Source organism: Archangium primigenium, assembly GCF_016904885.1.
Taxonomy (GTDB): Bacteria; Myxococcota; Myxococcia; order Myxococcales; family Myxococcaceae; genus Cystobacter; species Cystobacter primigenius.
Genome location: NZ_JADWYI010000001.1, coordinates 4,212,242 through 4,236,615, shown reverse-complemented (window position 1 = coordinate 4,236,615; position 24,374 = coordinate 4,212,242). Strand labels below are relative to the sequence as shown.

Below are 24,374 nucleotides of genomic sequence, written 5' to 3'. Positions count from 1 at the left end.
CGGTGCGGTTAAAACGCCGAGGCGGTAAGAACAACGAGCCCCTCCGGTTTCAACCCGGAGTCCTGCGCGAACTACTCCGCCTTCAACAGTTCGCCGTACTTGGCGGCGTCCAGGAGTTCGCCCACCTGCTTGCTGTCCGTGGGCTCGATCTCGATGAGCCAGCCGTCGCTGTAGGGGTCGGTGTTGACGAGTTCGGGGTCTTCCACCACCTCCTCGTTGACCTTCACCACCTTGCCCGAGACGGGCATGAACAGCTCCGAGACGGCCTTCACGGACTCGACCGTGCCAAACGGCGCGCCCATCTCGACGGTGGCGCCCACCTTGGGCAGCTCCACGTAGACCACGTCGCCCAGCGTCTGCTGCGCGTGATCCGTGATGCCCACCACCAGGCGGTTGCCCTCGGCGCGGATCCACTCGTGCTCCTGCGTGTACTTGAGATTCTCGGGAATGCTGGACATGAACTCGCGCTCCTTACTTCTTCTTCAGGAAAGGGGTCTTCACCACCACGACAGGTACCGCGCGGCCACGGATCTCCACGTCGAGCGTGGCGCCCTCGGCGGCCAGTTCCACGGGCACGTAGCCAAAGGCAATGGGCTTCTTCACCGAGGGGCCCTGGGTGCCGCTCGTCACCTCGCCCACACGCTGGCCGTCCTTGAGCAGGGGGTAGCCGTGCCGGGCGATGCCCGAGCCCGTCACCTCGAGGCCCACCAGCTTGCGCTTGACGCCCTCGGCCTTCTGCTTCACCAGCGCGTCGCGGCCGATGAAACCGCCCGCCTTGTCCAGCTTGCAGATCCACCCGAGCCCCGCCTCCAGGGCGGTGTGCGTCTCGTCGATGTCGTTGCCGTAGAGGGCGTACTTCATCTCCACGCGCAGGCTGTCGCGGGCGCCCAGCCCGCAGGGCTTCACCCCGTCCGCCTCGCCCTCCTTGAGGAGCGCCCGCCACAGCGCCGCGGCATCGCCGGGGGCGCAGTACAGCTCGAAGCCGTCCTCGCCCGTGTAGCCGGTGCGCGAGATGATGCACGCGATGCCCGCCACGGGGCCCTCGGTGAAGCGGTAGGTGCCCACGGGGGTGAGGTCCACCGGGGTCAGCCGCTGTACGAGCCCCACGGCCTTGGGCCCCTGCACGGCGATCTGCGCGTAGTCGTCGCTGCGGTCCACCGGCTGCACGCCCTCGGCGCGCGCGCGCATCCAGGCGAAGTCCTTGTCCTTGTTGGAGGCGTTGACGACGATGAGGATGCGCTCGGGCGAGAAGCGGTAGGCCACCACGTCGTCCACGAAGCCGCCCGCGTCGTTGAGCAGGCCGGCGTAGAGCGCCTGACCGTCGGCGCACTTGGACAAGTCGTTGGTGATGAGCTTGTTGGCCGTCTCGAGCGCGCCCGGGCCGGAGAACTCGATCTCCCCCATGTGGGACACGTCGAACAGGCCCACGGCGGTGCGCACGGTCTCGTGCTCGCCGATGATGGAGCTGTACTGGACCGGCATGTCCCAGCCCGCGAAGTCCACCATCCGCCCACCCAGCTCACGGTGGACTGCATTCAGCGGCGTCTGCCGGGCCATGGTTCTCGTCTCCTGAGGGGGGGGGCGAAGCGGCGCGGACTATAGCCGCGCACTCCTCGCAATCAAGGTTCTCGGGAAGTGCGCTGGAACGTTCTAGACTGTCCGCGTCATGAAGATCCGGAATCGTTTAAATCCCTCCGACCCCTGCTTCTCCTTCGAGTTCTTTCCGCCGAAGACCGACGCGGGCACGGACAACCTGATGAAGACGCTCGAGGAGCTGGCTCCCCTGGAGCCGGGCTTCGTGTCCGTCACCTACGGCGCGGGCGGCAGCACGCGCGACAAGACGGTGGACCTGGTCACGCGCATCAAGGGCGAGACGGGCATCGAGACCATGGCGCACCTCACGTGCCTGGGCCACACGCGCGACGAGCTGCGCGAGCTGCTGCGTCGGCTCAAGGGCGCGCGGATCGACAACGTGCTGGCGCTGCGCGGCGACATGCCCCAGGGGGGCCTGCCCGCCGAGCCCGTGGACGGAGGCCTGGCCCGGGCGACGGATCTGGTGCGCTTCATCCGCGACGAGGACTTCGACTTCAGCCTGGGCGGGGCGTGCTACCCCGAGGGCCACGTGGAGACGGGCTCGCGCGATGACGACTTGCGTTACCTCAAGGCCAAGGTGGACGCGGGCCTGGACTTCGTCATCACCCAGCTCTTCTTCGACAACGCCTTCTACTTCGACTTCGTGGAGCGCGCGCGCCGCGCCGGCATCAACGTGCCCATCGTGCCGGGCATCATGCCCATCACCAACTACGAGCAGATCCAGCGCTTCACGCGCATGTGCGGCGCCACGGTGCCCATGCGCCTGACGCTCCAGCTCGAGCGGCTCAAGGAGCAGCCGGACGCCCTGGTGCAGCTGGGCGTGGCCCACGCCACGGTGCAGTGCATGGAGCTGCTGGCGCGCGGCGTGCCGGGCATCCACTTCTATACGCTCAACAAGTCCCCGGCCACGCGGATGATCGTGAGCGCCCTGAAGGCCCGGAAATGAGCGGGCCCGGCCTCAACGTCCCCCTGTCCGACCCCCGCATGCCCTCGCTGCGCCGGGTGCGCCCCGCGGCGTTCCTGCTGCTGTGCCTGGGCATCGTGGACATCCTCTTCGTCATCGGCATGCTCGTGGCGGTGGGGCTCGACCTGCCCATCTTCCCGCCCCCGCCCGGAGGGGAGGCCACCGCGGCCCAGGGCCTGGCGAACCTGAGCTCGTACTCCTTCGCGGCCGTGGGGGCGGTGCTCTCCCGGGGCCTGACCATCTGGGGCGCCGTGAACGCCCTGTACCTGCGGCGCAAGGGGTTCGTGATCCTCGGCTGCCTCACGGCGATGGTCCCCTTCACGCCCATGTGCTGCATGGGGCTGCCGGTGGGGGTGTGGCTGCTGACCGTGCTCAATGATGCCCAGGTGCGCAAGCACTTCACCTGACACACGGGCCGGGCCCGGCGCGTTCCGGGCCACGGCGCTCTTTCTCCCGGACGGCCCGGCGGCCTATGGTCGCGGGCGCATTCATCCGACGAGGGAGAGCGGTCCATGGAACATCACTACGCGGACATCAACGGCATCCGCATGCACTATGTGACGCATGGCGCGGGGGAGCCCATCCTCTTCATCCACGGCTTTCCCGAGTACTGGGGCGCCTGGAAGAAGCTGATGCTGGAGCTGGGCAAGGACTACTTCGTCATCGCCCCGGACATGCGCGGCTACAACCTGACCTCCAAGCCCAAGGAGGTCGAGGCCTACCACGTCAAGCACCTGGTGGAGGACCTGCGCGCGCTGCTCGAGCACCTGAAGATCTCCCGCAGCAACATCGTGTCCCAGGACTGGGGCGCGCTGGTGGGCTGGAGCTTCGTCATCCGCCACCCGGAGATGGTCTCCCGCTTCACCACCATCAACATCACCCACCCCGCCCTGTTCGACCGGGAGCTGCGCGAGAACCCCCGCCAGCAGCTGGCCGCGCAGTACATGCACGTCTTCCGCTCGCCCCAGGCCGAGACGCAGATCAGCGGCGATGACTTCGCGTGGGCCCGCCAGGCGGTGCTCAACGACGCCCGGGCCCACGGGGCCGCCCTGTCCGAGGACGACATGGCCGAGTGGGTCGCCTCCTGGAAGCAGCCGGGCGGCGTCACCGGCGGGCTCAACTACTACCGGGCCGCCAAGATGGGCCCGCCCGACAGCCAGGGGAACCCCGGCGGCAGCAACCTGCTGGACGGCATCAAGCCCGAGCAATACGTGGTGGACAAACCCGTGCTCTTCATCCACGGTGAGCAAGACACCTACCTGCTGAAGGATGGTCAGCAGGGCATCGAGAAGTACGCGCCCCGGATCACCTTCCAGCGGCTGCCGGACGCCACGCACTGGGTGGTGCTTGAGAAGCCGCGGGAAGTGAGCCAGTTCATCCGCGACTTCATGCGCGCCACCTGAGTCGGCCCGGCGCGGGCGGATCCGAACGAGGAGTCGCTGTCGTGTGGAGGAGGGAGGACCGTCGCGATCTCGCCTGGCTCGGCCTGTGGGTGGCCGTGTACGGGCTGGCGTTCGCGCCGGTGCTCCACGCCGTCTACGGGCACGAGGGGACGCGGCCCGCCGCCACCCGCTCCGCGGCCGCCCCCTGGGTGTCGCATGCCCCGCGGGCGCCCGCCCCGCCCGCTTCCGACGCGCGGCACGCGCACTCGCATGACGACGCGCCCGAGGGCCACACCCATGCCCCCGGCAGCGTCGAGCACCTGCTGGCCTGGGCGGTCCCCGCGTCCGCCCCGCCGCTGCCCCAGGTGTTCTGGGTGCTGCTGCCCCTGCCTCCCGCCGGCGGAGAGCGACCCCGGCAGGGCAGGCCCCCCCGTCCCACCGCGATGCCCCAGGCCCCGTAGCGCGAACCCGGCGTGGTTTCCGGTTCGTGTCTCCCGTGGTCCTTCCCTTCCCGCATCGAGGTCGTTCCTTCCATGTTGTCCTCTCACGCGGCCCGTCTGGCCGTGCTCGCCACCCTTTCGTCCGCCGTCCCCGCGCTCGCGCAGTCCACCGAGTCCCTCCCCACGCCCGCGCCGGGCCAGCCGCCTTCCGTCGAGACCCCCGCCGCGCCTGACTTGCCGCCTCCGGGCGAGGAGACGCGCGCGCCCCCCGAGCAGCCCTCGCGCATGGAGACGACGGTGTCCGCGCGGCGGCCCTTCACCGCGGCCTCCTCCTCCACCGTGCGCGACCAGGACTTCCTGCTGCGCCCCCACCCCCGTCCGGCGGACATCCTCCAGGTCGTCCCCGGCTTCTACGTCGTGCAGCACGCGGGCGGCGGCAAGGCCAACCAGTACTTCCTGCGCGGCTTCGACGCGGACCACGGCACGGACGTGTCGCTCATGGTGGACGGCATCCCCGTCAACATGGTGAGCCACGCGCACGGCCAGGGCTACGCGGACCTCAACTGGGTCATCCCCGAGCTCATCGAGCGCGTGGAGGTGCGCAAGGGGCCCTACTTCGCCCAGGACGGTGACTTCGCCACCGCGGGCGCGGTGAACCTCGTCACCCGCCGCGACTTCGAGACGAGCCAGGTGTCGCTCGGCGGCGGCTCGTTCAACACCTGGCGCGGCCTGCTCATCGCCTCGCCCAAGGTGGAGGGCTGGAAGCCCGTCATCGCCGCACAGGTGTACGGCACGAACGGCCCCTTCCTCAACCCCGAGCGCCTGCAGCGCTACAGCCTCTTCACCCAGGTCACCCGCGAGCTGGCCCCGGGCTCCACCCTGTCCGTGGCGCTCACCTCGTACGCGAGCGGCTGGACGGCCAGCGGCCAGATTCCCCTGCGCGAGGTGCGCGCCGGCCGGCTGGATCGCTTCGGCACCCTCGATCCCAACGAAGGCGGCAACTCCCAGCGCCACAGCGCCTATGCCACCTGGCGCACGCTCACCCAGGACGGCGGCGAGGTGAACGTGCTCGCCTACGCGCTGCAGTACCGGCTCAACCTCTACTCCAACTTCACCTTCTTCAGCCGGGATCCGGTGAACGGGGACATGATCGAGCAGGACGACCGCCGCAACGTGCTCGGCTTCAACGCGAGCTACCGCTTCCGGCGTCGGGCGGGCGGCATCACCTTCGACACCACGGTGGGCACGCAGCTGCGCAGCGACAGCATCGACAACGGGCTGAGCTACGACCTGGCGCGCAAGCGGCTGGAGACCGTGGTGGACGCGAGCGTGAAGGAGGCCAGCATCGGCCTCTACGCCCAGGAGGACATCACCTTCACGCCCTGGCTGCGCGCCGTGCTGGGCGTGCGCGCGGACTCCTTCGGCTTCTACGTGGACGACCGGCTGGAGGACCTGGGCGCGCCGGACACGCGGAGCTCCGGGACGCGACAGGCCACGCGCGTGTCCCCCAAGGCGAGCCTCGTGCTCTCCCCCCTGGCCACCACCGAGCTGTACGCCAACTTCGGCGATGGCTTCCACTCCAACGACGCCCGGGGCGTGGTGCGTCGGCCGGAGGCGGTGACGCCGCTGACGCGGGGCCGGGGCTACGAGCTGGGCGCGCGCACGCGGCTGTTCGACCGGCTGGACCTGGCCGCCGCGGCGTTCCGGATCGACCTGGACAGCGAACTCGTCTGGGTGGGTGACGAGGGCAGCACCGAGGCGCGTGGCGCGACCCGCCGGCAGGGCCTGGAGGCCGAGGCGCGGCTGCGCATCCTGCCGTGGCTGTTCGCGGACGCGGACCTCACCCTCACCCGCGCCACCTACGTGGGCAACGCGGGCAACGCGGACGCGGTGGCGCTCGCCCCCACCCTCATCCTGTCCGGCGGCGTGTCCGCGCGGCACCCGAGCGGCGTCTTCGGGCGGCTGGGCGTGCTGCACCTGGGGGACCGTCCCGCCACGGAGGACCGGGAGTTCACCGCCGAGGGCTTCACCCGCGTGGACGCGACCCTGGGCTACCGGGGCTCCTTCTACGAGGTGAACGTGGGCATCCAGAACCTGCTCAACACCCAGTGGCGCGAGGCCCAGTTCGCCAACGTCTCGCGGCTGCCGGGCGAGACGGGCCCGGGCAGCTGCCCCGCCGGCACCCGGCCCGCGGGAGACCCCGGGGCCTTCGAGGGGTGCGAAGACATCCACTTCACCCCGGGCGCGCCGTTCAACGCCCAGGCCACGGTGAGCCTCTTCTTCTAGGCCGCCCCGCGTCGGCTCCTTCCGGGCGACCCGGAGGAGCTGGCGGACGGGCCGGACCCGTCGTCTACCGGGCGAGCAGCTTCTGGAGCATGGGCTCGACCAGGTCCTGGCCCCGCAGCGCGCGCCGCCACCGCTCGGGGATGCCGTCCAGGCCGTACTGGAGCCCCGCGAGGCCGCCCGCCACCGCCGCCGTGGTGTCCGTGTCCCGGCCGAGCGCGATGGCGCCCTTGACCACGTCCTCGTAGGAGCGCCCCGCCGCCACGCAGTCGCGCGCCGACAGCAGACAGTCCACCACGTACCCGCTCCCCTTGCCGGGCTCGGGAGACTCGGGCTGGACCCCGTTGTCCAGCTCCGTGCGCTGCTCCATGCCCTCGGGGTACAGGTCCCGGAAGGTCGCGAGCGCGTCCGTCCACGCCGAGGTCGAGCCCTCCAGCAGCCGCCGCGCCCAGAGGCAATAGAGGGCACAACACACCTGGGAGCGCATGTGGCCGTGGGTGACGCGGGACTGGAGCATGGCGTCGCGCGCCAGCGCCTGATCGTTCCCCGAGTGCCAGAGCGCCAGGGGCAGCACGCGCATCAGCGAGCCGTTGCCATTCTCCCGCTCGCCGCTCGGGCCGGCCTTGAGGGCGGGCACCCCCGCGCGCACGTTCTGGAGCGCCTGGGCGGTCTGGATGCCCACGTCGAACACCTCGGAGTCCACCGCCAGGTAGCCCAGCTCGTGCCAGTTCACGAGCCGCCGGCCGAGGTCCTCCAGGTCCAGCCGCCCCTGGTGCTGCAACGAGGCCAGGAGGCAGAGCGCCTGCGCGCCATCGTCCGACCACGTGCCGGGAGGCACCTGGGCGTGTGCCCGGGAGTAGCCCGGCGGCGGCTCGAACTCGATCAACGCCCGCTCGGGAATCCGCTCGGGCGGGCGGAACTCATAGGGCACGCCCAGCGCGTCGCCGATGAGCAGCCCCCACAGTCCGCCCTCGATTCGCTCGCGTCGGGTGGGCATGGCTCAGGCCTTCTTCGCCGCGTCGAGGGTGTTGCGCATCAGCATGGCGATCGTCATAGGACCCACGCCGCCGGGCACCGGGGTGATGAACGAGGCGCGCGCCTGGGCGGCCGCGAACTCCACGTCCCCCTTGAGCTTGCCGTCCGGCATCCGGTTCATGCCCACGTCGATCACCACCGCGCCGGGTTTGATCCACGCGCCCTTGATGATCTCCGCCACGCCCACCGCCGCCACGACGATGTCCGCCTGGGACACCTCGGCCGCCAGGTCCGGCGTCTTGCTGTGGCAGAGCGTCACCGTGGCGTTGGCCTCCAGGAGCAGGAGCGCCATGGGCTTGCCCACGATGTTGCTGCGCCCCACGACCACGGCCTTCTTGCCCGCGGGGTCGCACCCCACCTCGCGCAACAGCCGCATGACCCCGAACGGGGTGCACGGCCGGGGCCCGGGCTTGCCGAGCGACAGGTTGCCCGCGTTGAGCGGGTGGAAGCCGTCCGCGTCCTTCTCCGGCCGCACCGCGGAGATGATGCGCTCGGCGTTGATGTGCTTGGGCAGGGGCAGCTGCACGAGGATGCCGTGCACCGCCGGGTCCTCGTTGAGCTTCTCCACCACCGACAGGAGCTGCTCCTCGGTGATGCTCGCGTCCGGGTGCTCCTCCCAGGAGTGGAAGCCCACCTCCTCGGCCGCCTTCTTCTTGCCGGTGACGTAGATCTTCGAGGCGGGATCCTCTCCCACCCGGACCACCGTCAGGCCGGGCACCAGGCCCCGCTCCGCCTTGAGGCGCTCCACCTCGGCCTTCACCTCGGCCCGAACCCTCGCCGCCACCGCTTTTCCGTCGATCAACTCACCCATGGCGCGGCGCACTCTATGCGAAACTGTCCGCCCCCAAGGGAGTGAAGCGTTTGGTGGCACCAGGAAAAGTTCTCGGGGCGATGCTCGGGCTGGCCGTCGGTCTGCTCATTGGCGGACCCCTGCCCATCGTCCTGCTCATCGTCGCGGGCGTGCTGCTGGGCCACCAGGTGGACGGGCTGCATGTGCTGCCCGGCACCGAGAAGGCGCCGCCCCCCACCCCGTCCCGCGTCTCGCAGGACACCGCCGCCCAACGGCACTTCGCCCGCCACCTGTGCGCCCTCTTCATCGAGGTGGCGCGCGCGGACGGCGAGCTCGTGCGCGACGAGGTGCGCGTGGTGCGCGAGTACTTCGCCGAGCGCCTGCGCTACGGCCCCGAGGCCCTGGAGCTCGTGCGCCGCTTCCTCAAGGAGCACCTGGCCCGCCCGCCCTCGCTCGAGGACTCCACCGCCGCGTGCCGCGACGAGCTCGGCGTGCCCGCGCGGCTCTTGCTGCTCGATGCGCTCTATGTCCTGGCGCTCGTGGACGGGCAGCTGCACCGCGCCGAGCAGGACACCCTGCGCCGCGTGGCCGACGGCCTGGGCCTCAACGAGGAGCAGCTGCGCTCCGTCACCGCGCGCCACTTCGGCGACGGCGAGGTGCACTACACCCGGCTGGGGCTCACCCCGGACGCGAGCGACACGGACGTCAAGAGCGCCTACCGGCGGCTCGCCGCCATGCACCACCCGGACCGCGTCGCCCAGCTCGGCCCGGGAGCGGTCGAGCAGGCCTCCCGCCGCTTCCAGGAGATCCGCGAGGCCTACGAGAAGATCCGCGGCCTGCGGGGCACCTAGCCCGGCAACCCGCGCGGGCCTCGGGCATCCCACCGGCATGTCGACTCCGCCTCCCAAGCCCTGCGCTGTCTGCGGCCGCGCCATCACCTGGCGCAAGAAATGGGAGCGGGACTGGGAGAATGTCCGCTACTGCTCGGACAAGTGCCGGGGCCGCAAGGCGGAGGCGCGGGACCCGTCCCTGGAGCAACACATCCTCGACCTGCTCGCCGCCCGGGCCTCCGGGGCGACGATCTGCCCCTCGGAGGTGGCCCGCGCGGTGGCGCCCGAGGACTGGCGCGGCCTGATGGAGCCCGTGCGGGAGGCGGCCCGGCGGCTCGTGGCCCGGGGCGAGGTGGACATCGTCCAGGGCGGACACGTGGTGGACCCCTCCACGGCGAAGGGCCCCATCCGCCTGCGACGGCGCCCCTGACTCACTCCCGAGAGCCCGACACCTCGTCCCAGAGGTAGCCCAGCTCCAGACCCAGCGCCTCGAAGGGCTCCACGTGCGCGGGACCCGTCCCCGTGTGCGTCCCCCGAAGGGAGTAGTGCGTGCCCTCCAGCCGGAACACCTCCAGGAGGCGCGCCAGCGGATCCAACAGCCAGACGTGCCGCACCCCCTCGCGGGCGTACACGGGCAGCTTCACGCTCCGGTCCAGGGTCCGTGTGGAGGGGGACAGCACCTCGCACACCCAATCCGGCGCGAGCGTGAAGCCCACGGTGTGCGGGACCCGGGGCATGCGCTCGCGGCGCCAGCCCGCGAAGTCCGGCACGAGCACGTCGTCCCCATAATGGAGCTCGGGCTCATCGAGGATGACCCAGCCCCCGGGGCCGCCCCGCCCCCGGTCGAAGGGCCCCATCAGCTCCCCGCCCAGCCGCGACGAGGCGACCGCGTGCGGCGAGGCGGGCCGGGGGCTCGCGTAGAGCACCCCCGCGATCAACTCGCCCACGACGTGGGAGGGCAGCGCCTCCAGATCCGCGTAGGTGGCCGGTGTGCGTGTCATTCCATCCCCATCATGCCGGTCTGACCTGTCGAGACGGCCCGTGCCGCCTGTCCTCGGAAGTTGGGCCCGTGCGGCGCCAGACGCAAGCGAAAACCCGGTTGAACCCCAACCGCGCCTGACGCATTAGATTCGGCACCATGAGCGACCGCGGCTCCCCGAAGAAGAAGAACGACGGGTTCAACAACCCCTTCAAGACGGCCCTCACGGACCTCAAGAAGAAGCAGGCCGAGCCGGCCAAGAAGCCCCAGGCGCCCGCCCCGCCCCCCAAGCCGACCCGGGCCAAGCGCCCCGCGGCGGAGGAGGACGAGTCCAGGCTCTTCCTGTCCGCCATGGACGGTGTGCAGCAGGTGACCAACCGGGGCGAGGCCCCCGTGCCCGATCCCCGCCTGCCGGAGATCATCGACGAGAACGCCGAGGCGCTCGCGGAGCTGGCCGAGATGGTGGCCGGTCAGGGCGACCTGGACATTTCGGGCACCGACGAGTCCCTGGAGGGCGCGGCGCCCGGCGTGGACGGGCGGCTCATGCGCTCGCTGCGCCGCGGCGACTTCTCCATCCAGGCCCGGTTGGACCTGCACGGACAGACCCAGGCCCAGGCCCGCGAGGCCGTGGATCGATTCCTGTCCGACAGCCGCCGCTCGGGCAAACGCTGCGTGCTCATCGTCCATGGCCGGGGGCTCAACTCGCCGGATCAAATCCCCGTGCTCAAGGAGAGCATGCGCGTGTGGCTCGGTCAGAAACGAACGGGCAAGACGGTGCTGGCGTTCGCTACCGCACGGCCGCAGGACGGGGGAGCCGGGGCGGTCTACGTCCTGCTGCGCCGGTAGCTGGACGCCCGGGCGGCTCCGTGCATACATGCCGCCATGGCACGTGAACTGATCGATCTGCACATCCACATGGGCAGCTCCGTGGCACCCCACGTCCTCTGGGGCCTGGCGCACCAGCAGGGCTTCAAGCTCCCCGTGAAGGATTACTTCGAGTTCGTCGAGCTCATCACCTCGCGACCGGGCAAGGTGGGCAGCCTCGAGGACTACCTGAAGATCCTCCACACCTGGACGGAGAAGCTGCAGAGCTCGCCCCTGGCCGTCGAGCGCTGCGTCTACGAGATCATCGGCAAGGAGTACCGCGGCAGCCGCGTCACCCAGATCGAGCTGCGCTTCAACCCCATGAAGCGCAACCTCAACTCCGAGCTGGATCTGGATCACATCATCCACGCGGCGCTGCGCGGCATGGACCGGGCGATGCTCGAGTACAACGTGAAGGCGGGCCTCATCTTCTGCCTGGCGCGTGAGTTCGACCACCGGCTCAACAGCATCCTGGTGGACAAGGCCATCAAGTACCGCAACCGCGGCGTGTACGGCATCGACCTGGCGGGCACCGAGACGAACGCGCTGGAGCTCGAGCCCGCCATGGTGACGCAGTACGAGGAGCTGTTCGCCCGGGCACGCAAGGCGGGGCTCAAGTGCACCGTGCACACCGGCGAGACGCGCGGCACCGGCGCCGAGGGCGTCATGGCCGTGGTGGACAAGCTCAAGCCCCACCGCATCGGCCACGGCATCCGCGCCGCCTACGACGAGACCGCCATGAAGATGCTGCGCGAGCGCGGCGTGGTGCTGGAGCTGTGCCCCACCTCCAACCTGCACACGCGCGCCGTGGAGGGCCTGGACGAGCTCAAGCACATCATGGCCACCTTCTGGGACCGGGGCGTGAAGTTCACCCTCAACACCGACGGCACCTACCTGCTGGAAACCGACATGCTGCGCGAGGTGGCCCTGGTGGAGAAGAACGGGCTGCTCACGCCGGACCAGGTGGACCAGACGCTCGCCTGGGCCCGTCAGGCGTCCTTCATCCCCACGTGAGCGCCATGTACCGCCTCACCCGCGCCCTGCTCTTCCTGCTGTCCGCCGAGCGGGCCCACCGCCTGGGCATGCGGGCCCTGCGCGCCCTGGGCCAGCTCGCGGGGGTGTGCCGGCGGCTGCGCGCCCGGGCGCTCGGGGCCGCGACGTACGACGCCGCCGTGTCCGTGGGGGGACTCTCCTTCCCCCACCCGGTGGCGCTCGCCGCCGGGCTCGACAAGGAGGCCGAGGCGGTGGACGGCCTGTTCGCGTTGGGCTTCGCCGCCGTGGAGGTCGGCACCCTCACCCCGCGCGCCCAGCCAGGCAACCCACAACCCCGCCTCTTCCGGCTCCCCGAGCACCAGGCCCTCATCAACCGCATGGGCTTCAACAACCACGGCGCCCCGCCGGCCGCCGCGCACCTGCGCGCGCGCACCTGGCACCCGGCGCCCGTGGGGGTGAACATCGGCAAGAACAAGGACACGCCCCTGGAGCAGGCCGTGGAGGACTACGTGGCCTGCGTGGACACGCTCGCGCCCCTGGGCGACTACGTCGTCGTCAACGCGAGCTCGCCCAACACCCCCGGCCTGCGCCAGCTCCAGGAGCCCGAGCGGCTCACCGCGCTGCTCCAGGCCGTCCAGGCGCGACTCGCCCAGGTGGCGCCGGGCAAGCCCCTGTTCCTCAAGATCGCCCCGGACCTCACCCCCGAGGCCGTGGACGAGGTGGTGGACGTGGCGCGCGCCTGCGGGCTCGCCGGGCTCATCGCCACCAACACCACGATCGCCCGCCCCTTCGAGCACCCGGTGGCGAAGGAAGCGGGGGGCCTGTCCGGCGCGCCCGTGCGCGAGGCGGCCAACGCCGTCATCCGCCGGGCCTACCTGCGCGCCGGGGGCGCCCTGCCCATCATCGGCGTGGGCGGCGTCTTCACCGCCGCGGACGTGTACGAGAAGCTGCGCGCGGGCGCCTCGGTGGTGCAGGTGTACACGGGCTTCATCTACGAGGGGCCCGGCATGGTGCCCCGCCTGCTCGCGGGCCTGGGGCCACTGCTCGCGCGGGACGGCTTCGGCTCGGTGCGCGAGGCCATTGGCGCCGACCACCGCTAGGGAAGAAAGGCGCTCGCCGGGCCTTGGAGTTACACCGGCGAGCGCCCAGACCGTCCCGCTACTTCGTTGAGTCCTCGGACTGGATGTCGAGCGCGCCACTCACCGTGCTCACCTCGACCCGGCTCTTGCCATCGCCATAGCGCTTCGAGGCGGAGCCGAGCGTCACCGACTTGCCCTCGAAGCGGCCGCCGACCGAGGAGTACTCCACCTCGGCCCCCGCGCCGCGCGGCAGCTTGAGCGTCACGTCCCCCGACACGGTGGTCACCTCGGTCTTGCCGAGCACCTCGGGTACGAGCTCCACCTTGCCTTGCACCGTGACCACCTCCAGGGCCTCGCGCGAGCCGTGCACCGTGATGGACGACTCCACGCCCGTCAGATCCTGCTTGCCCGTCACCCCCTTCACCGTGAGCGGCGCGGAGACCACGCTCGCGTCCAGCGACGCGCCCCGGGGCACCTTCACCACCAGCGCCACCTCGGTCGCCTGGGCGCAGCTCTTCTTCTTGCTCGCGTCGCACGGGCCACAACACACCTCGATCTCCACCTCGTCCCCGTCCTGCTCGACCTGGATGAGGCGCTGGAGGTCCGTGCCGTCCGCGCCCCGCGCCTCCACCGAGACGGTGTTGCCGTCCACGCCCTCCACCTGGACCGAGCCCTTCACCAGGGAGATGCTCACCTCGGGCGTGACGCTCGTCTGTCCGCTCCACGTGAACGGGGAAGCGGGAGCGGCGGCCAGGATCAGCAGAAGGGGGGTGAGCATGCGCGGTGACCTCGAGGGAAACAGGGGGTTGCCCCTTCCCTACGGGTCACCGCGCCAACGATTTCATTCGCCTCGCACCACGCGGCGGTACAGCTCGTCGTGGCGGCGCACCATGCGCGTGAGCGACAGCTCCCGCTCCACGAAGGCGCGCGCCTCGGCGCCCATGCGCCGGCCGAGCTCCCGGTCCCCGAGCAGCGTGAGGAAGGCCTGGGCCAGCGTGTCGGGCTTGAGCGGCGGCACCACCAGGCCGCGCTCGCCGTCGGCCACCAGCTCCGGGTTGCCACCCACGTCCGTCACCACCATGGGCAGCCCCGCCGCCATGCCCTCCATCACCGCGTTGGACATGCCCTCGGCGCTGGAGCACAGCACGCCGAAGTCCGCCTGGGCGTAGATGGCGGGCACGTCGGCCCGGTGCTTGAGGAAGTGCACCCGGTCCGCGATGCCCAGCGTGCCCGCGAGCGCCTCCAGCTCCGGCCGCCGGGGCCCATCCCCCACCAGGAAGGCATGCAGGGCGTGGCCCGCGTCCCGCACGCGGGCCAGCGCGCGCAGCAGGTCCTCCTGCCGCTTCACCGGGTGGTTCATGTTCGCCACGTGCACCACCACGGGCGCGCCCTGGGTGTCCGGCAGCGGCGCCTGGAGCCCCTCGCGCACGCGCTGGTCGAAGCGCCGCAGGTCCAGCCCATTGGGGATGACGGAGATCTTCCCCGCGGGGATGCCCTCCTCCTCGATGAGCATCTTCTTCACGGCCTCGGCGTTGCCCACCACGTGGTCCGCCAGGAGGGTGAGCCCGCGCAACAGCGCGCGCCGCGCCTTGCCGTGCCAGTGCGCCAGGTCCAACCGCCCGACGATGACCTTGGCCCCGGCGAGCTTCGCCGCCGGCACCGCCACCATCGTCGCGTAGAAGTCGTGCACGTGGACGAGCTCCACCCGCTCGCGCTTGAGCCAGCGCGCCATGCGCGCCACCTGCGCGAGCGTGTTGGGGCTGGCCAGCGAGCCCTTCAGGGAGAACTCCTCGGGCTCGAGCCCCATCTGACGCAGGGGCTCCATGAGCGGCCCCACCGCGTCCAGCACGCACACCTGGACCTGGTAGCTCGAGGGCAGGCCGCGCAAGAGCTCCACCACCTGCACCTCGGTGCCCCCGAAGTAGAAGGACTTGGTGAACTGCACCAGGCGCAGCGGCGCCTCCCGCATCCGCGTGTCCTCACGCCGCATGGTTGCCGCCCTCCCAGACGCCACCCGCCAAGAGCTTCTGCCGCTTCTCTTCCCGCGCGCTCTCGCTCACCCGGACCTCGGCCCCCTGGGCGATGCGCTGCGCCGCCGCGGCCAGGCCGAAGAGCACGTAGAGGTGCGCGGACAGGATGTAGCCGGAGAACAGGTCACAGATGAGGTAGCCCGTCATGGAGGCCGCCAGGCCTCGGGCCATCCACCCCATGCGCGGGTCGCTCGAGGCCGCGAAGGCCCCGCCCGTGGCGCTGCCGGCGAACACCAGGAAGAACAGGAGCCCCACCCAGCCCAGCTCCCCGATGACGTCCAGGAAGATGTTGTGCGCCACGTAGGCCCGCGTGGCCTCGGGCGGCGCGTACAGCGGCCAGGCGTAGCGGAACGAGCCCGCGCCCACGCCGAGCAGCGGCTTGTCCAGGCTGATGCGCGACGTCACCTGCCAGGCGTAGACGCGGCCCATGGCCGAGGCGTCCTGGTGGAACGTCGTCACCGTCTCGTTGCGCTCCCAGAACGTCTTGGGCGCGAAGATGACGAAGCCCAGCGCCAGCGCGATGCCCAGGAAAACAGAGCGCATCTTCTTCTGCTCGCGCATGGCCCACACCGCCATGGCCACCGACAGGCCAATGAAGCCGCCGCGCGAGTAGGTGAACACGATGGCCACCGCCGCCATGATGATGGAGACCAGGCAGACGATCCTCCACGCCCAGCTCGTCTCCTTGCGCGCCACGAACGCCACCGCCAGCGGCACGATGATGGCCAGGTTCATGGCCGAGCGGTTCGGGTCCGCGTAGACCTCCACCCAGTGCGCGCGGTAGCCCTCGACGAGCGTCTCCGCCGTCCCCGTGAAGTGCTCGTTGATGACGCCATAGGACGTCACGATGGAGCCGAGCACCACCGCGCCACACACCGCCGCCAGCCGCTTGGGCGTGGTGATGACGTTGATGAGCGTCAGGTAGATGGCCGTGAGCTTGAACAGCTCGATGGCCGTGAAGCGGGACACCTCGGGGTTCACCGACCAGGCCACCGACGCCATCGCCAGCGCCGAGAAGCACAGGAGCGCCCCGCCGCGCATCCCATCGAAGTACATCGGTTCCGCGCGCCCCACCCGCCGCAGCGCCATGAACCCCGCGGCCAGTCCCGAGGTCAGCAGCGCCAGCCGCAGGGGCGCCAGCACGGGGAACCACACCTGGGGCAGCATGTACATCAGCGCCGCGAAGGTGGTCAGCGCGTAGAACGCCACCACGTCCCGGCGTTCCGCTTGATCGCCCAACTCCATCCGGACCCTCCTCCTCTCCCACGGCCCGACACCGCACGCGCGGACCGGACCTCACGCCCAGGGCGTCAGCAGGAGCCGTGCCACCCGTCCATGGGCGAAAAGTCCCGTGGATCCAGCACGTTGGCTCGCCTGCCCGGAGGGGAGCAGGAGGAGATCGGGAAGAATTACCGCTCGTTTCCCTCCATGGGCAGAAGAATGGACACGATGGAATCCAGGGTGCCCTCCTGGAGGAACGCCTCCCCCACCTCCTCCAACAGCCGGGCGAGGATCATGTCCACCCGGCGACGCAGCTCCGCCCGCGCGGACTCGGGCACGACAGGCTCCAGCACGTTCCGTGCGCGCGCGGCCACGTCCGGCTGGAGGCGCGGCGCGTCCGGCGTCCCGGTGAAGAGCTGGCGGCCGAGCTCCGCGCGCTGGGTCCGGGGCAGTGGCCGGGGATCCACGCGGCCCTCCAACAGGGCCTGGGCCACGGCGGCGGCGAAGAAGCGGTCCATGCCCAACACCCGTGGCTCCTCCGGGAAGCGGGCGAGCACCTCACGCGCGGCGGCGGGCGTGCCGCCCAGCAGCGCGCCGAGCAGCGCCACCTGCGCCTCGGCCCGGGTGAGTACCTCCTCGCTCGCGGCGAGCTCCCGGCGCGAGCGGAACGGCACGGGCTCCGCGCCCGGGACCTTGAGGGTGCGCCGGGGGCGCTTGCGGCGCAGGGCCTCCACCGCCACGGCCTCCTCGGGGAAGAGCAGCGGCGCGCCATCCACCTCGGCGAGCGGCGTCTTCATGAGCCGGTCCGCGCGGTACTTGAGCGCGAGCGTCAGGGAGAAGCCCACCTGGAAGATGCGCTGCATCTCCGTGTCGCGCACCACCTCCACCGCGCGTGAGGGCTGGCCCCCCGTCAGGTGCTCGAGCCCGAGCAACAGGTAGTCCCGGGCCATCTCGCCCACGCGGCGGATGGCGTCCATGTCCCCGGGCTCCTCCACCTCGGCCACCAGCGTGGCGTTGGCCAGGTGGCGCAGCTCCGCCTCCAGGTTGTCGCGCTCCTGCTCGCTCAGGCCGCTGAAGGCCGCCTCCAGGTAGTCCGGCTGGTCACGCTGGGCCACGAGCGCCGCGCCCACCTCGGGCGAGGGCCCCGGGCCGGGATCCACCCGGCTGAACAGCCGCACCGCGTCCTCCAGCGGCGGGAAGCCCAGGTCCTGCAGCCGCGCCGAGCGGAAGCGGTAGGCCGCCTCCTCCAGCTCGCCCGGCACGTCCCAGCGCGTGGCCTCCAGGAAGCGGATGGCCTCGAAGGGGTTGTCCGCGATGAGATCCGTGAGGAGCGTGCGCAGGGTGGTGAGCTCCACGCCCTCCAGGCCGTGGAACTCCACGAGGTAGCGGCCCTCGGGCGTCTCCATGGTGACGCCCGCCGGGTTCACGTCCGGATCCTCTTCCAGGTCGTGCAGCGTGGTGTAGGCGCGCACGATGAGCTGGAGCACCTCGGCGTCCGACTTGCGCAGCTTCTTGAGGAAGTCCTCGCCGCCCTCGCCTCGCGCGGCGCGCAGCCAGGCGAGCGCCGCGTGCGTGTCGAGCGTGTCGCGCCTCCAGGCGCCCAGGTCCACGAAGGTGCGGAACTGCTCGGGGGAGACGAGCTGGACGAGCTCGACCGCGTCGTCCAGGCCCACCTCCATGATGGTGAAGTAGAGGTCCTCCGCGGGCAGCGAGCGCACGAGCGCCCGGGCATGGCCCGACTCCAGGAGGACCTCCATGCGCTTGCGGCCGGAGACCGCCGCGAGTTGCCGACGCACGGTGCTCAGCGCGCGCTGGGTTTCCTCCGCCCTGCTTCCCTGTCCATTGCCATTGCCGGTCGACACGGCGGCGTGCCTAGCACGGCGCGGACGTGGCGCTCAACCCGCGTCAGTGCCGCCCCAACTGCCTGTCCCAGGCCGCCAGTCGCATGACCACCGTGAACTTGTAGCCGCTGGAGATGTCCGCGAAGTCCTCGGGCGCCAGCGCGGCGAGGCGCTCGCGCAGGAAGCCCGGATCGCGCAGGCGCTCACGGTGCTCGAAGTCGGGGTCCACGTCGACCAGGGCGGGCATCACCCGGAGCAGGACCTCCATGCACTCCTCGCGGGTCGCGTGTGCCATGCGTTCCACCGACCGTGACACGTGCTCACGCACCGCGATGGGGCCTCCGGGACACCACGCGTCCAGGGTCTCCCGGTAGAGGGAGCCGATGAGCTCCTCGAGTGTCTGTTGGGGGACGAGCACACCGAACGCGTAGCGGGGGCCCTGGAGCACGTCCCAGAAGCGCAGCAGCGCGGCGAGTCGCCGGGCCATGCGCTCCGCGCTCCGCAGTGGGTAGGGAGTCACCGCATGGAAGAGCGCGCCCCATGGGGTGCCCAGACAGAAGGACTCGAAGGCGCTCTCCGCGGACTGGCGCATCTCTTCTGGAACACCGGTGTTCAAGCCCATGAACGCGTGGGACAACAGGTGAACCCGCCACCGGGGCGCGGGAACGACGTCGAAGACGACGCCCGCTTCCATCTGCAGCTGTTCGCCAGGCTGGACCTGGAGCATCCGCTGCGGCTGCGTGAAAGCACCTGTGGTGACGTACTCCCGCGCCCATGCACGTCCCTTACTCCGCACGTTGCGCGAGACGGCGCCTGAGAGACCGTGGAGCATCGCGGGGAACTCGAGCACGGGTGATTGTCGAGAGGTCATCACATTCGGCCCTACCATGGAGGTTACTTGGGCATCAAGCCACGGGCTCCGTCCCCGACGCCAACGAGTGCGAGCGCGTCGCCGCTCATTCACTGACACTCCACGGGAAGGTAGACATGGCCCCGAAAGCCTTCGGGAAGGTCGCTCCCTTCATAAGCAGCCCGAATCGCTTGCTCGGCCAATTCACCGAGCGCTTCGGCTTCCGCGTCTGGGAGCGCTTCATCCGCTTGGGCCGCACGCTCCTTCCAGGACGCAGGGGACTTCGCACGCCGATAGCTCCAGCGGTAGAGCGTCACTCCAGGCTCTGGCGTACGCCAGGACAACTGCCAGAGCGCCCCACCCTTCTCGAAATCGATAAATAGGGAGCCATCGAAACCGGTGCCTCCCGTGAGTTTCTTGTCGAGCGCGACAACCTGATTCAGGGCCTTCAAATAGCGGCCCGCCTGCTCCCGTCCTTGCCTGCGCGACATCTCGTTATCTGGCTTGATTTCGAAGAGCACGAGGTCGCTGGCATCGGTGATATCCGGACGCAAAAGCCTGACGAACTCCGACAGACGGTGGCGATCTCCCAACCGCGCTCGCTCCACGATGTCCTGGAGATTGACGGTGTCGAGGAAGACAAGGTGAGAGGGGTGCTGCACGCGATACTGCCCGCCGATCGCGAAATGCGCTGCCCGGCCAAGAAAAGCGCCCCACGGCTCGGCGGAATCGGGCTTGCGGCCCGGGAGCTTGAGGGCAGGAGGCTCCGCGTGGGCGGAGAGCAACGTCCCCAGCAGCAGGAGACAGCCCATCAGCCGCCAGGCGCTCCTCGCCGTCCAGCGCATGCGCTCGTTCATGGAGGGAGCCCTAGTCGCGAACCCGGACCACCACCTTGCCGCGCGCCTGGCCCGACTCGGCATGGGCGATGGCCTCGCGCGTCTGGGCGAACGGAAAGACGCGGTCCACGTGGGGCCGCAGCGCGCCCGTGTCCACCAGGTCGCCGAGTGTCCGGAGCTGCTCGCCGCTCGGGTGCATGAAGAGGTACGTGTAGTGCGCGCCGTGGCGTCGGGCGGCGAGCGTCGCCCGGGCGCCGAGCAGCGCGAAGACGGGCCAGAGCATGGGAGACACGCCCCAGGTACGCGCCAGGGCCAGGGTGGGACGGTCCGTGATGGAGATGACGTGCCCGCCCGGGCGCACGCACCGGAAGCTGCGCAGCTGCGTGTCCGCGCCCACGGTGTCGAGCACCACGTCCGCGTCCCGCACCACGTCCTCGAAGCGCTGGGCGTGGTAGTCCACGACCTCGTCCGCGCCGAGCTGCTTCACGAACGCGTGGTTCTTCGCGCTCGCGGTGGCCACCACCCGCGCCCCGAGGTGCCGCGCCACCTGCACCGCCACCGCGCCCACGCCGCCCGCGCCCGCGTGCACCAGGATCGTCTGGCCCGCGGAGAGCTGTCCCACCTCCACCAGGGCCTGCCACGCCGTGAGGCCCACCAGGGGCAAGGACGCGGCCTCCTCGAAGGACAGCCGCGAGGGCTTGGGCGCCACCAGGGATGCGGGCACCACCACCTCCTCGGCGAAGGCCCCGATGCGGTCCTTGTCCAGGCGCGTCCACACCGCGTCGCCCGGCTTGAAGGCCGTCACCTCGGCGCCCACCTCCCGCACCTCGCCCGCGCAGTCGTTGCCGAGCACGAGGGGAAACCGGTACGGCAGCAGCACCCGCAGCGCGCCGTCGCGGATCTTCCAGTCCACCGGGTTGACGCTCGCCGCGTGCACGGCGATGCGCACGTCGTGAGGGCCCAGGGCGGGCGCGGGCAGCTCGCCCTCCTCGAGGACAGCGGGGCCACCGTACCGGCGGATGAAGAAGGCGCGCATGGGGACTCCAGGTTCGAAAGGAGCCCCCTGTCTACACCCACTTCACTCGCCCGGAGGATCTTCCCAGGAGAGGTCGAACTCGAAGTCCATCAACCCCCGGACGCGCGAGACCACCCGGGGCTCATGCGCCCCGCCCCGATCCATGAGTTCCAGGAGCAGGCCTTCGTGGAACGCGGGGGGCAGGAACTGCTCGCGCATGGTCCAGCGCCCGCTGCGAGGCCCCTGCCACACGAGGGAGTGCTCGCCCACGCTCGACGACATCCGGTAGCCGATGGGCGCGTGACTCACGATGCGCTTGGGTCCCTGGCCCGAGAGCTTGAGCAACATGCTGCCGGCGGTCGAGGACAGGAACCGGCTCACGCCCTGACGTCCCATGACGCGCAGGGCCGCCGACGCGCTTCCATGCCGCGCCACGAGCGAGGGCATCAGCAGCGCCAGCACCCGCAGCTGGCTGCTGACCGGGTAGTTGAAGAACTCCATGATGGGCCCGTTGCCGCACAGCGCGAGCGCCTGCCCCAGCAGGGCCTCATCCCCGAGCGCGCGCAACTGCTCCATGTAGGACTGGAGGAAGAACCCGCGGGTGGTGTGCTCGGGCAGCGCCCGGGCCACGCGCAACGCGAGATCGGCCTCCCAATCGTCCTCGGATGACATCGGTCCCTCTCCCTCCCGGCGCGGAGAGCATACCCACCCCGGCTGTCACCCTCCGCCGACGCTCCGTGCTCCGGGTTTCACCGGGCGCGGCTCCCGGTCCGGTCCGCCATCCGCGACGAGTTCGTGGCGCACCGGACCGAAGTCCTCGCCGGTGAAGGGCACGACGCCCAGCGCCTCGAGGAAGCGCGGGTCCTCCCGGAGCGACACGCGCAGGGGCAGCACCCGCAGCGGCGCGAGCAGCGCCTGGGCTCGGGGACGCGAGGGTGCGAGCACGTCCGCGAAGAGGTCCGTGCCCGCGTCGTCCCGCATCAACGCAGGGAGGTCGCGAGAGCCCGTGAGCGACTCGGGGGTGGGCGTCTCCGCTCAGCCCTTCACGCTGCCGAGCAGCGCGTCCCACACCTCGTCCAGGCCCATCTTCTCCGTGGCGGAGAAGGCCAGCACCGCCTCGCGCGGCAGGGACAGCTGCTCGGCGAGCGCCGAGAGCCGGGGCTTGCGCTTGGCCTTGGGCAGCCGGTCGATCTTCGTGGCCACCACGAGGATGCGCCGGTACTCCTGCAGGTAGTCGAGCGTCTGGAAGTCGTCCGGGGTGGGGCCCACCTCGGCGTCGATGATGCTCACCACGACCTTCAGGTCCCGGCGCTTCTCCAGGTAGGTGGTGATCATGGACTGCCACTCGGCGCGCTCGGTCTTGCTCACCTTGGCGAAGCCGTAGCCGGGCAGGTCGCAGAAGCGCACCAGGTGCGGCTTGCCGTCGCGCTCCACGTCCACGTCGAAGAAGTTGAGCGTGCGGGTGCGGCCGGGCGTGTTGGACACCCGCACGAGCTTCTTGCGGCCCGTGAGGGCGTTGATCATGGACGACTTGCCCACGTTGGAGCGCCCCACGAAGGCGATCTCCGGGGCGAGGCTGGTGGGGTAGCCCTTGGGCTCCACCGCCGTGGTGAGGAAGCGGGCGTCGAGGATCTTGATCACGCTAGTTCTTCTTGGACGCCTCGGGAGCGGCACTGTCCGCCCGGGCGTTCTTGTTGCCGGCCCGCTCGGCGGACCAGTGGTCGATGGCCTTGAGGGCCTCGACGAAGTTGAAGGGCTTGAGGGATGGGGACGAGGCGTCGTGGCAGGTGCGGCAGGACTTCTCGGACGGGTCCACCAGACCCACCAGCCGCGCCAGCTCCGCGTCCTTCATCACATACGAGGGGGAGTAGTGCTGCCCGGCGCCATGGCACGTCTCGCACGTGACGTGGGACACCGTCTGCGCCGACTGGTCCGGGGAGTGACAGGACAGGCAGCGGGCGTCCTTCTGCTGCGGGGGGGCGAGCGAGTCGCCCGCCCGGGCGTGCTTGGACTGCGTCCAGGCGTCATAGGCCGCCGGGTGGCAGCCCTTGCAGCTCTCCGGGCCGAGGAAATCCGCCGCCCCTGCGGCACCGCACAGGCCGAGGGCGACGACGAGGGTCAGCAGCGTGGGGCGCGAGGGACGCATCGGTCCGGTCACTAGCAGACGCATGTGGGACGAGCAAGGCGCGGGTAGGAAACACAAGCCCTTGAGCGCTTGAGCCGACATCGGGGAATCCGCTACATCCTAGGGATATGAAGACCCTCACCCTCGTCGCCGTGCTCCTCGCCGCCGCGCCCGTGGTGGCCAAGCCCTGGCAGGGAATCGAACCCGGCCAGACCCGGCGTGACAGTGTCATCAAGAAATTCGGAGAGCCCTCGCGTGCCATCACGGCGGACGGCAAGGAGACGATCGCCTACTTCGGCGACAAGGCCATCAAGGGCACCCAGCAGGTGCAGTTCACCGTGGACGTGGACAGCCAGCAGGTGGAGCGCATCTCGGTGTTCCCCGGCCCCGTGGTGGACATGGAGTCGGTGGAGAACACCTACGGTCCGGCCTGCCCGAGCGGCCGGGCCCCCGCCACGCCCTGCTACCAGAAGAAGGTGACGGACGAGTTCCGCACCTTCCTCTTCTACTCCCGGCTGGGGCTGGCCGTGTTCCTCAACGAGGACGGCAAGACGGTGCAGTCGCTCACCTTCAACGCCCTGGCGACGAAGTAGGCCCGCCGGTGAAGGTCTACGGACTGACGGGCGGCATCGCCTCGGGCAAGAGCACCGCGAGCCGGATGTTCCGCGAGCTGGGCGCCGAGGTGCTCGACGCGGACGTCATCGCGCGCGAGGTGGTGGAGCCGGGCACGCCGGGCCTCGCGGCCGTGGCGGAGCGCTTTCCCGGCGTGCTGGGGCCCGACGGGCGGTTGGATCGGGCGAAGCTCGGGGCGCGCATCTTCGGGGACCCGGCCGAGCGCGCCGCGCTCAACGGCCTGCTGCATCCGCGCATCCGCGAGCGCTTCCTCGAGCAGGCCCAGGCGCTCGCCGACGCGGGCGTGACGCGACTGCTCTACGACGTGCCCCTGCTCATCGAGAGCGGGCTGCACGAGACGATGGCGGGCGTGGTGCTCGTGTGGGTGCCGCGCGAGGTGCAGCGCGAGCGGCTGATGCAACGGGATGGCCTCGACGCGGCCGCCGCGGAGGCCCGGCTCGCGGCCCAGCTCCCCCTGGACGCCAAGCGCGCGCACGCGCATTGGGTGGTGGACAACGCGGGGGGCCTGGAGTCCACGCGCGCCCAGGTCCGTGACGTCTGGAATCAGTTGCGCGCACGAGACTAGGCCACGGCGGGTTCCACGGTATGCTG

The 24,374-nt window shown here is 70.7% G+C and carries 28 protein-coding genes; 12 read left to right on the top strand and 16 right to left on the bottom strand.

The features are described 5' to 3' along the window. Nucleotides 1–71: 71 nt before the first annotated feature. Complete coding sequence (gene gcvH / locus I3V78_RS17605) at nucleotides 72–458, bottom strand: glycine cleavage system protein GcvH (RefSeq protein ID WP_204489625.1); 387 nt, start codon at nucleotides 456–458, stop codon at nucleotides 72–74. A 13-nt stretch (nucleotides 459–471) separates the two neighbouring features. Continuing rightward, a complete protein-coding gene (gene gcvT, locus I3V78_RS17600) occupies nucleotides 472–1,557 on the bottom strand; it encodes a glycine cleavage system aminomethyltransferase GcvT (RefSeq protein ID WP_204489622.1) in 1,086 nt (361 codons plus the stop codon). A gap of 109 nt (nucleotides 1,558–1,666) precedes the next feature. Between gcvT and metF the strand changes: the two genes are divergently transcribed. The 5 genes from metF (at nucleotide 1,667) to I3V78_RS17575 (ending at nucleotide 6,665) form a co-directional block, all read left to right on the top strand. Further along, the gene (metF, locus tag I3V78_RS17595) at nucleotides 1,667–2,539 is read left to right on the top strand and encodes a methylenetetrahydrofolate reductase [NAD(P)H] (protein ID WP_204489620.1); all 873 of its coding nucleotides are present in this window, start codon (nucleotides 1,667–1,669) and stop codon (nucleotides 2,537–2,539) included. Next, nucleotides 2,536–2,964 carry a hypothetical protein gene (locus tag I3V78_RS17590; RefSeq protein WP_204489617.1) on the top strand — a complete coding sequence of 143 codons (429 nt, stop codon included), beginning with the start codon at nucleotides 2,536–2,538 and terminating at the stop codon, nucleotides 2,962–2,964. The genes metF and I3V78_RS17590 overlap by 4 nt, the downstream gene beginning before the upstream one ends. 105 nt (nucleotides 2,965–3,069) lie before the next feature. Then, the gene (locus I3V78_RS17585; protein ID WP_204489615.1) at nucleotides 3,070–3,960 is read left to right on the top strand and encodes an alpha/beta fold hydrolase; all 891 of its coding nucleotides are present in this window, start codon (nucleotides 3,070–3,072) and stop codon (nucleotides 3,958–3,960) included. 41 nt (nucleotides 3,961–4,001) lie between these two features. Next, nucleotides 4,002–4,400, top strand: coding sequence for a hypothetical protein (locus I3V78_RS17580; RefSeq protein ID WP_204489612.1), 399 nt, complete (start codon nucleotides 4,002–4,004; stop codon nucleotides 4,398–4,400). Nucleotides 4,401–4,472: 72 nt separating this feature from the next. Beyond that, nucleotides 4,473–6,665: a TonB-dependent receptor gene (locus tag I3V78_RS17575; RefSeq protein ID WP_204489610.1), complete on the top strand. Its 2,193-nt coding sequence runs from the start codon at nucleotides 4,473–4,475 to the stop codon at nucleotides 6,663–6,665. A 64-nt stretch (nucleotides 6,666–6,729) separates the two neighbouring features. On the opposite strand, the gene I3V78_RS17570 is transcribed toward I3V78_RS17575, so the two are convergent. Both I3V78_RS17570 and folD read right to left on the bottom strand, forming a co-directional pair. Further along, nucleotides 6,730–7,659, bottom strand: a complete 930-nt coding sequence (locus tag I3V78_RS17570) for an ADP-ribosylglycohydrolase family protein (RefSeq protein WP_204489607.1) — start codon at nucleotides 7,657–7,659, stop codon at nucleotides 6,730–6,732. Between the two features lie 3 nt (nucleotides 7,660–7,662). Beyond that, complete coding sequence (gene folD, locus I3V78_RS17565) at nucleotides 7,663–8,508, bottom strand: bifunctional methylenetetrahydrofolate dehydrogenase/methenyltetrahydrofolate cyclohydrolase FolD (RefSeq protein WP_204489605.1); 846 nt, start codon at nucleotides 8,506–8,508, stop codon at nucleotides 7,663–7,665. An 80-nt stretch (nucleotides 8,509–8,588) separates the two neighbouring features. Here folD and I3V78_RS17560 point away from each other — a divergent pair, with 80 nt between their 5' ends. Together I3V78_RS17560 and I3V78_RS17555 are read left to right on the top strand one after the other, a co-directional pair. Next, on the top strand, nucleotides 8,589–9,338 hold the full coding sequence (locus tag I3V78_RS17560; RefSeq protein ID WP_239576471.1) for a TerB family tellurite resistance protein: 750 nt from the start codon (nucleotides 8,589–8,591) through the stop codon (nucleotides 9,336–9,338). Between the two features lie 37 nt (nucleotides 9,339–9,375). After that, entirely contained in the window at nucleotides 9,376–9,747 is a 372-nt protein-coding gene (locus tag I3V78_RS17555; RefSeq protein WP_204489599.1) for a DUF2256 and DUF3253 domain-containing protein, read from the top strand. Nucleotide 9,748: 1 nt separating this feature from the next. Here the strand turns inward: I3V78_RS17555 and I3V78_RS17550 are convergent, their stop codons facing one another. Next, nucleotides 9,749–10,318: a Uma2 family endonuclease gene (locus tag I3V78_RS17550; RefSeq protein ID WP_204489597.1), complete on the bottom strand. Its 570-nt coding sequence runs from the start codon at nucleotides 10,316–10,318 to the stop codon at nucleotides 9,749–9,751. 137 nt (nucleotides 10,319–10,455) lie between these two features. Between I3V78_RS17550 and I3V78_RS17545 the strand changes: the two genes are divergently transcribed. From I3V78_RS17545 to I3V78_RS17535, 3 genes are read left to right on the top strand one after another with little or no spacing between them, the layout of a single operon-like run. After that, nucleotides 10,456–11,142 (top strand): Smr/MutS family protein, encoded by a 687-nt coding sequence (locus tag I3V78_RS17545; protein WP_204489595.1) that lies wholly within the window; start codon nucleotides 10,456–10,458, stop codon nucleotides 11,140–11,142. A gap of 36 nt (nucleotides 11,143–11,178) precedes the next feature. Next, on the top strand, nucleotides 11,179–12,174 hold the full coding sequence (locus I3V78_RS17540; protein ID WP_204489592.1) for an amidohydrolase family protein: 996 nt from the start codon (nucleotides 11,179–11,181) through the stop codon (nucleotides 12,172–12,174). A 5-nt stretch (nucleotides 12,175–12,179) separates the two neighbouring features. After that, nucleotides 12,180–13,253 (top strand): quinone-dependent dihydroorotate dehydrogenase, encoded by a 1,074-nt coding sequence (locus I3V78_RS17535; protein WP_204489589.1) that lies wholly within the window; start codon nucleotides 12,180–12,182, stop codon nucleotides 13,251–13,253. 58 nt (nucleotides 13,254–13,311) lie between these two features. Here the strand turns inward: I3V78_RS17535 and I3V78_RS17530 are convergent, their stop codons facing one another. The 11 genes from I3V78_RS17530 to I3V78_RS17480 form a co-directional block, all read right to left on the bottom strand. Further along, nucleotides 13,312–14,010, bottom strand: coding sequence for a DUF4097 family beta strand repeat-containing protein (locus I3V78_RS17530; protein WP_204489587.1), 699 nt, complete (start codon nucleotides 14,008–14,010; stop codon nucleotides 13,312–13,314). Between the two features lie 63 nt (nucleotides 14,011–14,073). Next, nucleotides 14,074–15,222: a glycosyltransferase gene (locus tag I3V78_RS17525; RefSeq protein ID WP_204489584.1), complete on the bottom strand. Its 1,149-nt coding sequence runs from the start codon at nucleotides 15,220–15,222 to the stop codon at nucleotides 14,074–14,076. Next, complete coding sequence (locus I3V78_RS17520) at nucleotides 15,212–16,507, bottom strand: O-antigen ligase family protein (protein WP_204489582.1); 1,296 nt, start codon at nucleotides 16,505–16,507, stop codon at nucleotides 15,212–15,214. The genes I3V78_RS17525 and I3V78_RS17520 overlap by 11 nt, the downstream gene beginning before the upstream one ends. A 164-nt stretch (nucleotides 16,508–16,671) precedes the next feature. Beyond that, nucleotides 16,672–18,345 carry a DUF6178 family protein gene (locus I3V78_RS17515; protein ID WP_204489580.1) on the bottom strand — a complete coding sequence of 558 codons (1,674 nt, stop codon included), beginning with the start codon at nucleotides 18,343–18,345 and terminating at the stop codon, nucleotides 16,672–16,674. A gap of 43 nt (nucleotides 18,346–18,388) precedes the next feature. Continuing rightward, nucleotides 18,389–19,051, bottom strand: a complete 663-nt coding sequence (locus tag I3V78_RS17510) for a hypothetical protein (RefSeq protein ID WP_338023639.1) — start codon at nucleotides 19,049–19,051, stop codon at nucleotides 18,389–18,391. 233 nt (nucleotides 19,052–19,284) lie between these two features. After that, nucleotides 19,285–20,031 carry a hypothetical protein gene (locus tag I3V78_RS17505; RefSeq protein ID WP_204489575.1) on the bottom strand — a complete coding sequence of 249 codons (747 nt, stop codon included), beginning with the start codon at nucleotides 20,029–20,031 and terminating at the stop codon, nucleotides 19,285–19,287. Nucleotides 20,032–20,041: 10 nt separating this feature from the next. Then, a complete protein-coding gene (locus I3V78_RS17500; protein ID WP_204489572.1) occupies nucleotides 20,042–21,046 on the bottom strand; it encodes an NADP-dependent oxidoreductase in 1,005 nt (334 codons plus the stop codon). A 42-nt stretch (nucleotides 21,047–21,088) separates the two neighbouring features. Beyond that, on the bottom strand, nucleotides 21,089–21,697 hold the full coding sequence (locus I3V78_RS17495) for a TIGR02265 family protein (RefSeq protein WP_204489570.1): 609 nt from the start codon (nucleotides 21,695–21,697) through the stop codon (nucleotides 21,089–21,091). A 45-nt stretch (nucleotides 21,698–21,742) separates the two neighbouring features. After that, nucleotides 21,743–22,006: a hypothetical protein gene (locus tag I3V78_RS17490; protein WP_204489568.1), complete on the bottom strand. Its 264-nt coding sequence runs from the start codon at nucleotides 22,004–22,006 to the stop codon at nucleotides 21,743–21,745. A gap of 54 nt (nucleotides 22,007–22,060) precedes the next feature. Next, a complete protein-coding gene (yihA, locus tag I3V78_RS17485) occupies nucleotides 22,061–22,666 on the bottom strand; it encodes a ribosome biogenesis GTP-binding protein YihA/YsxC (protein WP_204489565.1) in 606 nt (201 codons plus the stop codon). 1 nt (nucleotide 22,667) lies between these two features. Continuing rightward, nucleotides 22,668–23,171, bottom strand: a complete 504-nt coding sequence (locus I3V78_RS17480; RefSeq protein WP_204489562.1) for a multiheme c-type cytochrome — start codon at nucleotides 23,169–23,171, stop codon at nucleotides 22,668–22,670. A 107-nt stretch (nucleotides 23,172–23,278) separates the two neighbouring features. Between I3V78_RS17480 and I3V78_RS17475 the strand changes: the two genes are divergently transcribed. Both I3V78_RS17475 and coaE read left to right on the top strand, forming a co-directional pair. Beyond that, nucleotides 23,279–23,743, top strand: coding sequence for a hypothetical protein (locus I3V78_RS17475; protein WP_204489560.1), 465 nt, complete (start codon nucleotides 23,279–23,281; stop codon nucleotides 23,741–23,743). An 8-nt stretch (nucleotides 23,744–23,751) separates the two neighbouring features. After that, the gene (gene coaE, locus I3V78_RS17470) at nucleotides 23,752–24,348 is read left to right on the top strand and encodes a dephospho-CoA kinase (protein ID WP_204489557.1); all 597 of its coding nucleotides are present in this window, start codon (nucleotides 23,752–23,754) and stop codon (nucleotides 24,346–24,348) included. Nucleotides 24,349–24,374 lie beyond the last annotated feature (26 nt).